11 protein-coding genes are annotated in these 13,031 nt (G+C 64.0%); 9 read left to right on the top strand and 2 right to left on the bottom strand.

Going from position 1 to position 13,031, the window contains the following annotated elements; translation table 11 throughout:
- Positions 1-16: 16 nt before the first annotated feature.
- Positions 17-958, bottom strand: a complete 942-nt coding sequence (locus tag ACIPO9_RS21400; RefSeq protein WP_274136023.1) for a LysR family transcriptional regulator — start codon at positions 956-958, stop codon at positions 17-19.
- Positions 959-1,077: 119 nt separating this feature from the next.
- Between ACIPO9_RS21400 and ACIPO9_RS21395 the strand changes: the two genes are divergently transcribed.
- Together ACIPO9_RS21395 and ACIPO9_RS21390 are read left to right on the top strand one after the other, a co-directional pair.
- On the top strand, positions 1,078-2,262 hold the full coding sequence (locus ACIPO9_RS21395; protein ID WP_400783355.1) for a fumarylacetoacetate hydrolase family protein: 1,185 nt from the start codon (positions 1,078-1,080) through the stop codon (positions 2,260-2,262).
- A gap of 165 nt (positions 2,263-2,427) precedes the next feature.
- On the top strand, positions 2,428-4,212 hold the full coding sequence (locus ACIPO9_RS21390; RefSeq protein WP_400609019.1) for an IlvD/Edd family dehydratase: 1,785 nt from the start codon (positions 2,428-2,430) through the stop codon (positions 4,210-4,212).
- A 142-nt stretch (positions 4,213-4,354) separates the two neighbouring features.
- On the opposite strand, the gene ACIPO9_RS21385 is transcribed toward ACIPO9_RS21390, so the two are convergent.
- Positions 4,355-5,260, bottom strand: coding sequence for a LysR substrate-binding domain-containing protein (locus tag ACIPO9_RS21385; protein ID WP_400783353.1), 906 nt, complete (start codon positions 5,258-5,260; stop codon positions 4,355-4,357).
- A gap of 115 nt (positions 5,261-5,375) precedes the next feature.
- Here ACIPO9_RS21385 and ACIPO9_RS21380 point away from each other — a divergent pair, with 115 nt between their 5' ends.
- From ACIPO9_RS21380 to ispA, 7 genes are all read left to right on the top strand, one after another.
- A complete protein-coding gene (locus ACIPO9_RS21380; RefSeq protein WP_400609015.1) occupies positions 5,376-6,383 on the top strand; it encodes a zinc-binding alcohol dehydrogenase family protein in 1,008 nt (335 codons plus the stop codon).
- Positions 6,384-6,492: 109 nt separating this feature from the next.
- Positions 6,493-7,146 (top strand): oxygen-insensitive NAD(P)H nitroreductase, encoded by a 654-nt coding sequence (nfsB, locus tag ACIPO9_RS21375; RefSeq protein ID WP_400783350.1) that lies wholly within the window; start codon positions 6,493-6,495, stop codon positions 7,144-7,146.
- 288 nt (positions 7,147-7,434) lie between these two features.
- Entirely contained in the window at positions 7,435-7,977 is a 543-nt protein-coding gene (locus ACIPO9_RS21370; protein ID WP_400783348.1) for a sigma-70 family RNA polymerase sigma factor, read from the top strand.
- On the top strand, positions 7,974-8,903 hold the full coding sequence (locus tag ACIPO9_RS21365; protein ID WP_400783346.1) for a FecR domain-containing protein: 930 nt from the start codon (positions 7,974-7,976) through the stop codon (positions 8,901-8,903). Before ACIPO9_RS21370 ends, ACIPO9_RS21365 begins: the two co-directional genes overlap by 4 nt.
- A 221-nt stretch (positions 8,904-9,124) precedes the next feature.
- Complete coding sequence (locus ACIPO9_RS21360; RefSeq protein ID WP_400783343.1) at positions 9,125-11,566, top strand: TonB-dependent siderophore receptor; 2,442 nt, start codon at positions 9,125-9,127, stop codon at positions 11,564-11,566.
- Between the two features lie 234 nt (positions 11,567-11,800).
- A complete protein-coding gene (locus ACIPO9_RS21355) occupies positions 11,801-12,043 on the top strand; it encodes an exodeoxyribonuclease VII small subunit (protein ID WP_062384761.1) in 243 nt (80 codons plus the stop codon).
- Positions 12,040-12,927 (top strand): (2E,6E)-farnesyl diphosphate synthase, encoded by an 888-nt coding sequence (gene ispA / locus ACIPO9_RS21350; RefSeq protein WP_274136007.1) that lies wholly within the window; start codon positions 12,040-12,042, stop codon positions 12,925-12,927. The genes ACIPO9_RS21355 and ispA overlap by 4 nt, the downstream gene beginning before the upstream one ends.
- Positions 12,928-13,031: the final 104 nt, after the last annotated feature.

The raw sequence follows: 13,031 nt of genomic DNA, 5'->3' as shown, positions 1-13,031 counted from the left end.
ACGAACGGTTATCGAATCACTGTCGGGCATGTTGCGTGTTCGCCAGCAGAATATTGGCCAGTTCCGACGCTGCGCCGAGCAACGGCTCACCCTTGCGCGTAAGAATTCCGTACTCCTGCGGTGCCAGTTTCAGTGGCGTGTTGAGCACTTTCAACAAGCCTGCGTCCAGATGAGCCTGGGCCATGGGCACCGGCAGCATGGCGATGGTCGGGCCGGATTGCAGCACCTGCAGGAAGGTCTGCATCGAGATGGTGTCGATGGTGTTGCGCGGAAGGGGGATCCCGGCCTTGGCGAAGGCCTGCTCCATGCGGGCGCGAATCGGCGTGCCCACCGGATAGAGAATCCACGGCCAGTTGCCCAGTTCCTCCAGCGGGGTTTGCTCCAGCGCCGTCAGCGGGTGGCGGCTGTTGACCACCATGCAGAAGGGCTCGGGCGCCAGCATCTGGAAGTCATACACCTGCTGCTGGTTTTCGTGGGTGTAGCGCGCGACGGCCAGGTCCAGCTTCTTGTCGTCGAGCATTTCCATGAGGTGATCGCTGGTCTGTTCGACAATCTCGATGGACAACAACGGCCAGCGCTTCTTGAGTTGCACCAGCGCATCGGGCAACACCACAGCCGTGGCGGCGAAGATCGCGCCAACCTTGAGAAAGCCGTGCCCGCCCTCGCGCAGGCTGCTGATCTGGTCGACGAACTTGTTGGCGTCGTTGAGGGCGATCTGCGCATAGCGCACCACATGCTCGCCCAAGGCTGTCGGCGGCATGTTGCGCGGCAGGCGCTCGAACAGGTCGAAGCCCAGCAGGCGCTCGATCTCGCGCAGCATCTTGCTGACCGCAGGCTGGCTCAGGTTCATGTGCAGGGCAGCGGCGTGCATGTTTCGGGTACGCGCCAGAGTGTCGATCAGTACCAGATGCTTGAACTTGAGCCAGTTACAGACCGTGGAGAAGGAAATATCGGACATGGCGGCAGCCTCCATCGTGATAACCCAGTGTTATCGATAATTGACCAGATGTCATTGGAGTTTATCGCCGCCGCTTATTAGGGTCGGTAGCAAAAGCACAAGAACCTTCGAGGATTGCCATGCCCATTGAACTCACTCCCCAGAACACCCTGCCGGTGGACGGCCTGCACGGCACATTGATCGGTCGCGCCTGGGTGCCCGGCAAGGTCGGCGGGCCTTCACCGGTGGTCCTGCGCAGCGACGGGGTGTTCGACCTGTCCGAGCGCTTCGCCACCCTGAGTGAACTGCTGGAATCCCCATCGCCGCTCAAGGTCGTGCGTGAAACCCAGGGCACGCTGATCGCCAGTGTTGAAGAGTTGCTGGCCAACTCCACCGCCGAGCCTGACCTTGGCCGCGCCTTTCTGCTGGCACCTGCGGACTTGCAAGTCATCAAGGCCGCAGGTGTGACCTTCGCCGCCAGCATGATCGAACGGGTGATCGAGGAGCAGGCCGCAGGTGATCCGGCCAAGGCTGAAAGCGTGCGAGCCATCGTGCACAGCGCCATCGGCGACAACCTGCGCAGTATCAAGCCGGGCTCCGAACAGGCGAGCAGGCTCAAGGCGCTGCTGATTGAGCAGAACATGTGGTCGCAATACCTGGAGGTCGGCATCGGGCCTGACGCGGAAATCTTCACCAAGGCGCCAGTGCTGGCGGCGGTCACCAGTGGCAGCCGGATCGGCATTCACCCCAAATCGCAATGGAACAACCCGGAGCCCGAAGTGGTGCTGGCGGTCAACAGCCGCGGGCAGATCCAGGGCGCGACCCTGGGCAACGACGTCAACCTCCGCGACTTCGAAGGTCGCAGCGCGCTGCTGCTGAGCAAGGCCAAGGACAACAACGCCTCGTGCGCCATCGGCCCGTTCATTCGACTGTTCGACGAGACGTTCTCGCTGGACGATGTGCGCAACTGCGTGGTCGACCTGCAAGTGAAAGGCAGTGACGGCTACGTGATGGAGGGTTCAAGCTCCATGTCGCAGATCAGCCGTGATCCCGAAGACCTGGTCGCCCAGACCCTCAACGAGAATCACCAATACCCCGATGGCTTCCTGCTGTACCTGGGCACCCTGTTCGCCCCGACCGAAGACCGCGATCACGTCGGCGGCGGCTTTACCCACAAGCTCGGAGACGCAGTCAGCATCAGCAGCCAGCACCTGGGCAGCCTGCACAACGAGGTGACCCACAGCAGCCGCGCGACTCCATGGACCTTCGGTGTGGGAGCGCTGTTTCACAACCTGGCGGCGCGAGGCTTGCTGCCGCGCGAATGACGCCCACAATGCGTCGCCCAGACGCGGTTCCGTAGCAGCACGGCTTGCCGGCGGGAGCGGTGTGTCAGGCGACATACCGATGACTGACACACCGCCCCGCCGGCAAGCCGTGCTGCTACAGGGATCAGCGTCTTCAGATACTCCAATTACAAGAGAAACCGAACCATGTCCGAGTCACCGAAACGCCCCCTGCGCAGCCAGCAATGGTTCGACGATCCCACCCACGCCGACATGACCGCGCTCTACGTCGAGCGCTACATGAACTACGGGCTGACCCGTGAAGAGCTGCAATCGGGCCGGCCCATCATCGGCATCGCCCAGACCGGCAGCGATCTGGCCCCGTGCAACCGTCATCATCTGGAACTGGCGCAGCGAGTGAAGGCCGGGATTCGTGACGCGGGCGGGATCCCCATGGAATTCCCCGTGCACCCGATGGCCGAGCAGACCCGCCGCCCCACCGCAGCACTGGACCGCAACCTCGCCTACCTGGGCCTTGTGGAAATTCTCCACGGCTACCCGCTGGACGGCGTGGTACTGACCACCGGCTGCGACAAGACCACCCCGGCCTGCCTGATGGCCGCCGCCACCACCGACCTGCCGGCCATCGTGTTGTCTGGCGGGCCGATGCTCGACGGCCGCCACAAGGGCGAGCTGATCGGCTCAGGCACCGTGCTCTGGCACGCGCGCAATCTGCTCTCGGCGGGAGAAATCAACTACGAAGGCTTCATGGAAATGACCACCGCCGCGTCGCCGTCGGTGGGGCATTGCAACACCATGGGCACGGCGCTTTCGATGAACGCCCTGGCCGAAGCCTTGGGCATGTCGCTGCCCGGCTGCGCGAGCATTCCGGCGGCGTACCGCGAGCGCGGCCAGATGGCCTACCTGACCGGCAAGCGCATCTGCGACCTGGTGCGCGAAGACGTGCGTCCCTCGCAGATCATGACCCGCGAAGCCTTCGAGAACGCGATTGCCGTCGCATCGGCCCTCGGCGCGTCGAGCAACTGCCCACCGCACCTGATCGCCATCGCCCGGCACATGGGCGTCGAGCTGAGCCTGGACGACTGGCAACGCATCGGCGAGGACGTCCCGCTGCTGGTCAACTGCATGCCTGCGGGCAAATACCTGGGCGAAGGTTTCCACCGCGCCGGCGGCGTTCCGGCGGTGATGCATGAGCTGCAAAAGGCCGGCAAGCTGCATGAAGACTGCCACTCGGTGTCGGGCAAGACCGTGGGCGAGATCGTGCGCAATGCCGTCGCCCACGACGCCGACGTGATTCGCCCTTACGAAGACCCGCTCAAACACCGCGCCGGTTTCATCGTGCTCAGCGGCAATTTCTTCGACAGCGCGATCATGAAGATGTCGGTGGTCGGCGAGGCGTTTCGCAAGACCTACCTGTCCGAGCCCGGCGCGGAAAACAGCTTCGAAGCGCGGGCGATCGTGTTCGAAGGGCCGGAGGATTACCACGCACGGATCAACGACCCGTCGCTGGACATCGACGAGCGCTGCATCCTGGTGATCCGTGGCGCAGGCACCGTCGGTTATCCGGGCAGCGCGGAAGTCGTGAACATGGCGCCTCCGGCCGAACTCATCAAGCGCGGCATCGACTCGCTGCCCTGCCTGGGCGACGGGCGCCAGAGCGGCACGTCGGCCAGCCCGTCGATCCTCAACATGTCACCCGAGGCGGCAGTGGGCGGTGGCCTGGCGCTGTTGAAAACCAACGACCGGCTGCGGGTAGACCTCAACAACCGCAGCGTGAACGTGCTGGTCAGCGACGAGGAAATGGCCGAACGCCGGGCGCAGTTCGAACCGAAAATGCCGGCCTCGCAAACCCCGTGGCAAGAGCTGTACCGCCAGTTGGTGGGCCAGTTATCCACAGGCGGCTGCCTGGAGCCCGCGACCCTGCACTTGCGGGTGATCGCCCGAAGCGGCGAGCCACGGCATTCCCATTAACGTCGATTTCTCGCGCCGGATCGGGATTCCGGCAACACGCAAACCCTGTAGGAGCGCGCTTGCCCGCGACGGCGTCGGCACACATTACATCAATACCGGCTGACCCACCGCAATCGCGGGCAAGCGCGCTCCTACAGTGCGTTCACAACAACTCGGGCAACCCCTGCTCCAGCTCGGCAAAGCAGCTCTTGAGCATCGAATGCAACTGCTGCACCGCAGGCGAGAACTGCTTGCGGTGGGGATAAACCAGATTGACCGGGGCAGGCTCGCCTGCGTAATCCGACAGCAGCAACTCCAGCCGCCCCGCCAGCACGTCTTCGCGCACATCCACCCAGGACTTATAGGCAATCCCCTCACCGCTCACCGCCCAGCGCCTGACCAGATCGGCGTCGTCGGTCATCAACGGCCCGGACACGGTGAACACCCGCCCACCCACCGGCCATTTGTCATAAACACGGCCATTGAGGATGTACTGCAGGCAGTCATGGCGCAGCAGATCTTCCGACTCCATTGGCCGGCCCTTGCGCGCCAGGTAATCCGGCGAGGCCACCAGCACCCGGCGATTCCAGGGCGCCAGCGGCAGGGCGATGTAATTGGCGTCTTCTATCACGCCGCTGCGGATCGCCACGTCCACCGGATCCCGGAACAGGTTGACCACCTGATCGGACACGAACAGGCGCAGGTTGAGCGCGGGGTGCAGCCGGCGAAATTCGGTCATCCAGCCCAGCAGCACATTGCGCCCCAGGTCAGACGGCATCGCCACCTGCAACGTGCCCTGCAACTCGGCACTTTCGCGACGCAGTTTTTCCCGGCCTTCCTTCAGGGTGTCCAGCACGCTGCGGGCGGTGGGCAGGTATTGCTCGCCCTCGGCGGTCAGGCGCAGGCTGCGGGTCGAGCGGGCGAACAGGCGGATATCCAGCTCGCGCTCAAGGCGCTTGATCGCTGCGGCCACCTGCCCGGGCAGCAGGTCCACCTCGCGGGCGGCGTTGGAAAAGCTGCCGAGCGCGGCGGTACGTACAAAAAGGGCAAGATCGTCGATGCGGATCATTTTCACTCCAAGGGTGAAAGTCTTGACGAATTTTGCCTGTTTTTCTTGTCAGCTGAGAAGAACACAATGGCTCCATCTTCTGAACATCCATCGCAGCCTTCAACGAGAGAACGCCATGAAAGCCATCGCCTTTACCCAGCACGGCCTGCCCATCGAAGACCCACAGGCTCTGATCGACATGGACCTGCCCAAACCCGCCCCGGGTCCACGCGACCTGCTGGTGGAAGTACGGGCCATTTCGGTGAACCCGGTGGACACCAAGATTCGCGCCGGCTCGGCCGCCACCGAACCGAAAGTGGTGGGCTGGGACGCCGTCGGCGTGGTGCGCGAGACCGGCAGCGACGTCACCCTGTTCAAGGCCGGTGACGAGGTGTTCTACGCCGGCTCCATCGCCCGCCCCGGCAACTACAGCGAATTCCATCTGGTGGACGAGCGCATCGTCGGCCACAAGCCAGAATCCATCGACAACGCCCACGCGGCGGCGCTGCCCCTGACCTCGATCACCGCATGGGAATTGCTCTTCGATCGCCTGGGCGTGAAGGAAGGTGCGGGCGAAGGTGACAGCCTGTTGATCATCGGTGCAGGCGGCGGCGTGGGCTCGATCCTCGTCCAGTTGGCCCGTCAATTGACCAAGCTGACCGTCATTGGCACCGCCTCGCGCCCTGAAACCGCCGAATGGGTCAAAGGCCTCGGCGCGCACCACGTCATCGACCACAGCCAGCCGCTGGTGGCGCAACTGGAAAAGATCGGCGTCGGCCAGGTCAGCCATGTCGCCAGCCTCACCCACACCGACAGCTACTTTGCGCAACTGATCGACGCCCTGCGCCCGCAGGGCAAGCTGGCGCTGATCGACGATCCGAAAACCCTCGACGTGGTGCCGATGAAACGCAAGGCGCTGTCGCTGCACTGGGAGCTGATGTTCACCCGCTCGCTGTACGAAACCCCAGACATGATCGCCCAGCACGAACTGCTCAACCGCGTCTCGGCGCTGATCGATCAGGGCGTGCTGAAAACCACCCTCGGCGAGCACTTCGGCACCATCAACGCACAAAACCTGCGCCGTGCCCATGCAGTGATCGAGAGCGGCAAGGCGCGCGGCAAGATCGTGCTCGAAGGCTTCTGATCCGCCTGTTCAACTGACCTGCTGCATGTGAAGATCGGCGCCGTTTTCGGTGCCGGCTCACGGCTGCGCCCAATTGTTTTCTTGTTACTTTTTACCCAGGAGATTCCCCGTGCAACTCACCGCACTCGCCAAATCCCGCTACACCACCAAAGCCTACGACAACAGCCGCAAGATCCCGCAGGAAAGCATCGACACCCTGCTCGACCAGTTGCGCCACAGCCCTTCGTCGGTGAACTCGCAGCCGTGGCACTTCATCGTCGCCTCCGACGAGCAAGGCAAGGCGCGCGTGGCCAAGGGCGCGGAAGGCGGTTTTGCCTACAACGAAAGCAAGATCCTCAATGCCTCCCACGTGATCGTGCTGTGCACCCGCACCGAGATGACCGAAGAGCACCTTCAAACCGTGCTCGCCCAGGAAGAGCAGGACGGTCGCTTCCCCAACACCGACGCCAAGGCCGGGCAGGACAACAGCCGCCGCGGTTACGTGAACATGCACAAGCACGACACCAAGGACGTTCAGCACTGGATGGAAAAGCAGACCTACCTGGCGCTGGGCACCCTGCTGTTGGGCGCCGCTTCGCTAGGCCTGGACGCAACGCCGATGGAAGGCTTCGACTTCAAGAAACTGGACGCGGAACTGGGCCTGCGCGAGCAAGGCTTCACCAGCCTGGTGATCGTCGCGCTGGGCTACCGCAGCGAGACAGACTTCAACGCCAAGCTGCCCAAGTCGCGTTTGCCGGCTGAGACGGTATTCACACATCTGTGATTGGCCCGTAGCAGCACGGCTTGCCGGCGGGGGCGCCCTCAAAATCGCCCCCGCCGGCAAGCCGTGCTGCTACGCGAACTGCGCCGGTCCTCAATCCCGGGACCAACGCAAAACCTGTAGGAGCGCGCTTGCCCGCGACGGCGTCGGCACACATTGCATCAATGCCGGCTGACCCACCGCAATCGCGGGCAAGCGCGCTCCTACAGCGATCGTGCTTGCCTTGGGCATTGTGCTGGCACCCCGAACAACTGATAATCGCTCTCATTACCTGTTGCGATTATTTTCGTTATGCCGTCCGCCGATCTCCTCGCTTCGCCCGCCCCCGGCAACGCCGCCCTGCGCCAGCACATCCTCCAGCAGTTGTTCGGCGATCATCACGGCTGGCTGCTGGACCGCCTGCGGGCGCGGCTGGGCTGTCGTCATGATGCCGCCGACATGGCCGCCGAAACCTTCGTGCAAGTGGTGGCGATGCCCGCGCCGCAGTCGATTCGCGAGCCCCGTGCGCTGCTGACCACCATCGCCAAACGCCTGATGTACGACACCTGGCGCCGACGCGATCTGGAGCGCGCCTACCTCGATGCCCTCGCCGCGCAACCCGAAGCCGTCGAGCCCTCCCCCGAAGAACGCGCGCTGACCATGGAAAGCCTGATGGCCATCGACGCCCTGCTCGACGGTCTGTCGCCCCGGGCCCGAACGGCGTTTCTGTGCAGCCAGCTCGACGGCATGAAATACGCCGACATCGCGCAGATGATCGGCGTATCGACCATCCGCGTGCGCCAGTACGTCGCCAAGGGCCTGCGCCTGTGCTGCAGCGAGCTGTTCGAGCAATGAACCCGCCCCGCTCCGCCCTCGAACAAGCCATCGAATGGACCGCCTGCCTGCGCGACGAATCCGCGCTGCCCGACGAGCGCCGCGCCTTCGAGCGCTGGTTGCATGCCGACCCGGCCAACGCGCAAGCGTGGCAAAAGGTGCAGGGCCATGTGCAGCGTACGCTGTCCCCTGTGGATAACCTCGCCCGCCGCACACTTCAAGCGCCACGCCCCAGCCGCCGTCATCTGTTGCGCGGTGCACTGGCCATTGCGGGTATTGGTTTGGGCGGTCGCCTGCTCAGCCAACCGGGCATGCCGCTGGCGGAGTTCGGTGCGGATCTGCGCACCGGCACCGGAGAGCGCCTGAGCCGTACATTGATCGATGGCAGCCGTATCGTGCTGGATGCGCAGAGCGCGGTGGACGTCGACTTCAATCCAGGCCAGCGCCAGCTACGCCTGCGTGCAGGCAAGATCATCGTCGATGCAACCCGGGAAGACCGCCCCCTTCAGGTGCTCACCGAATTTGGCTGCGTACAGGCCAGCGGCGCGCGGTTCATGGTCGCCTGTGGTGAAACCTCAAGCCGCGTCTGGGTGAATCAATCCAGCGTGACGGTTTTCAGCCGCGGCGGCGCGACGACACAACTGCAGGCCGGGCACGGTGCGCAATTCAATGACCGCATCGAACTGCTCAGCGCCAACCGCAGTGGTGAAGCCAGTTGGCAGGATGGCTGGCTGAACGTGATCGACTGGTCTCTGGGTGAGGTGCTCGACGCGTTTCGCCCGTATCGCACGGGCGTGCTTCGGGTCAGCCCACAGGCGGCGCGCTTGCGAGTGTCCGGCGGGTTCTCGCTTGACCACAGCAATCGAGCCCTCAGTGCGCTGGAGCAAACCATGCCGCTGCGCATCAACCGGTTTGGCGACTGGTGGGTCAGCGTCGAATTGGCCTAGCTGAATGTCCACTTTCCTTTCGTAGCAGCACGGCTTGCCGGCGGGGGCGGCGTGTCAGGCGACTCAGTTGTGACTGACCCACCGCCCCGCCGGCAAGCCGTGCTGCTACGGAGAATTCACCGAAACCAAAATTTTTTCATATTGCCTATATCGCTTTTTCGGTCTCGTTGGACATACCCCATGAACCGCTCATTCATGCGACTGCCAATGGAGCCCGAGTCATGTCCCGCCGTACACGTAACGCCTTTCGTCTGAACCCGCTGCGCGCCGCCCTGCTGCTGGGCCCGTTGGCCTTGAGCAGCCAGATGCTCCTAGCCGCAAGCTTCGATCTGCCCGCCGCCAGCCTGAGTTCGACCCTGGGACGCATCGCCCAACAGAGCGGTCGCGAGATCGTCTACGACCCGTCGCTGGTGGCCGGCCATCAGGCGCCCGCCGTGCACGGCGACATGAGCACCGAACAGGCGATCAGCCAGGCACTGTCCGGCTCGGGGCTGGGTCTTGAAACCACCAGCGGCGGCACTCTGACGCTCAAGCGCCTGCCTGCGGGCGCGGTCAACCTCGGCGCCACCACCATCGACGGCATCTCGAACAGCGACAGCGAAAACGGCGACCACAGCTACGTCGTCACACGCAGCGTGGGCGCGACCAAGACCGACACCCCGCTGGGCGAAGTCCCACAATCGATTTCGGTCGTCAGCCGCAAGCAGATGAACGATCAGGCCGTGCAGGACGTCAGCCAGGCCGTGCGCTACACGCCGGGCATCTACGGCGAATACACCGGCGCCAACAACTCCCGCGAGCAGTTTCGCGTGCGCGGTTTCTCGCCCTATGTGTTTCAGGACGGCCTGATGCTGCCCTACGGCGAAAGCGGCCAGGGCGGCATGTCCGAGCCCTACGGCCTGCAAAGCATCGAGGTGCTGCGCGGCCCAAGCTCCATGCTCTACGGCCAGAGCCGTCCGGGCGGGCTGATCAACCTGACCAGCAAACTGCCCACCGCAACGCCCCTGCATGAAGTGCAGATCCAGGGCGGCAGCCACGACATGAAGCAAGGCGCCTTCGATTTCGGCGGCCCGCTGGACGATCAGGGCGTGTGGAGCTATCGCCTGACGGGTCTGGTAAAGGACAGCGGCACCCAGGTCGATCATGTCGACAACAACCGCAACTTCATCGCCCCGGCCCTGACCTGGCGCCCCAACGACGACACTTCGCTGACCCTGCTCGCGCAATATCAACGCGACTGGGGCGGCACCACCGAGCAGTACTACCCGCAGAAAGGCTCGCTGAACGGCTCGCCCTGGGGCCACATCGGCAGCGACACTCTGCTGGGTGACCCGGACTACGATCAGATGCGCCGCGAAAGCTTCCAACTCGGCTACCTGTTTGAGCATCACTTCAACGACACCTGGACCGTTCGTCAGAACCTGCGCTGGAGCAAGGTCAACGTGCAGAACCGCTCGGCGTTCAACAACGGTTATGTGAGTGCCACCAGCCCGGTGCTGGCGCGGCTGGCGTCGGACATCAAGCGCAACATCCAGATTTTCAACGTCGACAACCAGGCCCAGGCCAACTTCACCACCGGCGCCTTGGACCATACCCTGCTGATGGGCGTGGATTTTCGCCGCAGCGCGCTGAACAACGACGTGGTCAACGGCAGCTTCACCTCGATCAACCCGTACAACCCGACCTACGGCGGCAGCGTCAGCAACCAGTACGTGGGTCGCGATATGTATCAGGTACAGAAGCAGACCGGCGTCTATTTCCAGGACCAGATCAAGCTGGACCACTGGATCCTGACCCTCGGCGGGCGTTACGACTGGGCCAAGGCCGACAGCGCGTTCCGCCCGGACCGCGCCAACCCGACCAACCGCGACATCAAGCAGGATGACGAGAAAGGCACCTGGCGCGCGGGGCTGGGTTATTTGTTCGACAACGGCGTGATGCCGTACTTCAGCTACTCCCAGTCGTTCGACCCGACGCTCAACACCAGCGTCAGCTCGACCACGCCGATCTTCAAGCCCACCGAGGGCGAGCAGTATGAAGCAGGCGTGAAGTACCAGCCGCCGGGCCAGGAAAGCTACATCACAGCCTCGGTGTACAAGCTGACCCAGCAGAACCTGACCACGGTTGACCCGGCTGACACGCGCAACACTGTGCAGATCGGCGAGGCCGAGACGCGAGGCTTCGAACTGGAAGGCAAGGCCGCGCTGACGCCGAATCTGGATGTGCTGGCTTCGTACACCTACACCGACAGCGAAGTGACCAAGTCCGGCTACATCACCTCGGCGTACACCGATAAAGGTAATGAACTGCCGTTTACGCCGCGTCATCAGGCCTCGACCTGGCTGGACTACACCTTCCGCGAAGGCCCTCTGGATGGCTTCGGCGTGGGCATGGGTGCGCGATACACCGGGGCGGTCTGGGGCAGCAGTGGCAGCTCGCCGAGTGCTTCGCTCAACCGCATCAAGACCGGCAACGTGACCGTGGCTGACGCAGCGATCCATTACGACCTGGGCAAGCTCGCCCATGACCTGCAAGGCACTCGCGTGTCGGTCAACGCCGCGAACCTGTTCGACAAGGACTACGTGACCGCCTGCACCAACCCGACCGCCTGCTACTACAGCCCGCGCCGCAACGTCATCGCCACCGTGACCTACGACTGGTAATCCCAATTCCGGGATCAACGCAAAACCTGTAGGAGCGCGCTTGCCCGCGACAGCGTCGGCACACATTGCATCAATAGCGGCTGACCCACCGCTATCGCGGGCAAGCGCGCTCCTACAGGGCGTGGCGGTTCGGCGCAGGCCTGCGCTGCACCTCCCATCCGGCACCTCTCATTTGCCCCGAGCCCCACGCTCTGCTAGTGTCGCGCCGGTTTAACGTCTACCGGGATAGCCGCCATGGCCCGCAAGAAAGCTGCACTGGATTTCGAACAGTCCCTCACGGATTTGCAAACGCTGGTCGAGCGTCTGGAGAACGGCGAGCTGTCGCTGGAAGACTCGTTGACCGCCTTCGAACAAGGCATCCGCCTGACCCGCGAGTGTCAGAGCGCCCTAGCCCAGGCCGAGCAGAAGGTTCAGGTCCTGCTCGAACGCGATGGCGAACTGGCCGAGGAACCCTTCGACGCGGAACAGCCAGAATGATTGCCGAGTACCAGGCCCTCAGTCAGGCCCGCGTCAATGCGGCGCTGGATACCCTGTTCACCGCTCCTGCCCCTGAATTGACCAGGCTTTACGAAGCCATGCGCTACAGCGTCACCAATGGCGGCAAGCGCGTGCGCCCGCTGCTGGTCTACGCGGCCTGCGAAGCCCTGGGTGGCAACGCCGAACAGGCCAACGGCGCGGCCTGTGCGGTCGAGTTGATCCACGCCTACTCGCTGGTTCACGACGATCTGCCGGCCATGGACGACGACGACCTGCGTCGCGGCCTGCCGACCACCCACAAGGCGTTCGACGAAGCCTGCGCGATTCTCGCCGGTGATGGCCTGCAAACCCTGGCGTTCAGCGTGCTGAGCGACGCCAGGCTGACCCCGCAGGACGCCGAGACTCGCCTGAAGATGGTCGCCACCCTCGCCCACGCCGCAGGCCCTGCCGGGATGGTCGGTGGTCAGGCGATCGATCTGGGTTCGGTGGGGCTCAAGCTCGACCAGAAAGCCCTGGAATTCATGCACCGGCACAAGACCGGCGCGCTGATCGAGGCCAGCGTCAGGCTCGGCGCCCTGGCCAGCGGTAACGCCAGCCAGGTCCAGCTCGATTCGTTGCAGATCTACGCCCGGGCCATCGGCCTTGCGTTCCAGGTGCAGGACGACATCCTCGACGTCGAGAGCGATACCGCGACCCTGGGCAAGCGCCAGGGCGCCGATATTGCCCGCGACAAGCCGACCTACCCGGCCCTCCTGGGTCTGGAAGAAGCCAGGCATTACGCATTCGAACTGCGCGATCAGGCCCTGGCCGCCCTGCGACCGTTCGACGCGGCCGCCGAGCCCCTGCGCGCCTTGGCCCGTTATATCGTCGAACGTCGCAACTGAGCTGCGCCCCCGGACTCTATCTGTAGGAGCGCGCTTGCCCGCGATGGCGTTGGGCCTGTTACGCATTTGCCGCCTGACTCAACGCAATCGCGGGCAAGCGCGCT

This window comes from Pseudomonas sp. NPDC090203, assembly GCF_044746765.1.
GTDB lineage: Bacteria > Pseudomonadota > Gammaproteobacteria > Pseudomonadales > Pseudomonadaceae > Aquipseudomonas > Aquipseudomonas putida_AD.
This window is presented reverse-complemented; position numbering and strand designations above follow the sequence as displayed.

Coding starts and splice junctions, on each gene's coding strand:
- ACIPO9_RS21400 (WP_274136023.1), bottom strand. CDS start 958: ATGTCCGATATTTCCTTCTCCACGGTCTGTAACTGGCTCAAGTTCAAG.
- ACIPO9_RS21395 (WP_400783355.1), top strand. CDS start 1,078: ATGCCCATTGAACTCACTCCCCAGAACACCCTGCCGGTGGACGGCCTG.
- ACIPO9_RS21390 (WP_400609019.1), top strand. CDS start 2,428: ATGTCCGAGTCACCGAAACGCCCCCTGCGCAGCCAGCAATGGTTCGAC.
- ACIPO9_RS21385 (WP_400783353.1), bottom strand. CDS start 5,260: ATGATCCGCATCGACGATCTTGCCCTTTTTGTACGTACCGCCGCGCTC.
- ACIPO9_RS21380 (WP_400609015.1), top strand. CDS start 5,376: ATGAAAGCCATCGCCTTTACCCAGCACGGCCTGCCCATCGAAGACCCA.
- ACIPO9_RS21370 (WP_400783348.1), top strand. CDS start 7,435: ATGCCGTCCGCCGATCTCCTCGCTTCGCCCGCCCCCGGCAACGCCGCC.
- ACIPO9_RS21365 (WP_400783346.1), top strand. CDS start 7,974: ATGAACCCGCCCCGCTCCGCCCTCGAACAAGCCATCGAATGGACCGCC.
- ACIPO9_RS21360 (WP_400783343.1), top strand. CDS start 9,125: ATGTCCCGCCGTACACGTAACGCCTTTCGTCTGAACCCGCTGCGCGCC.
- ACIPO9_RS21355 (WP_062384761.1), top strand. CDS start 11,801: ATGGCCCGCAAGAAAGCTGCACTGGATTTCGAACAGTCCCTCACGGAT.
- ispA (WP_274136007.1), top strand. CDS start 12,040: ATGATTGCCGAGTACCAGGCCCTCAGTCAGGCCCGCGTCAATGCGGCG.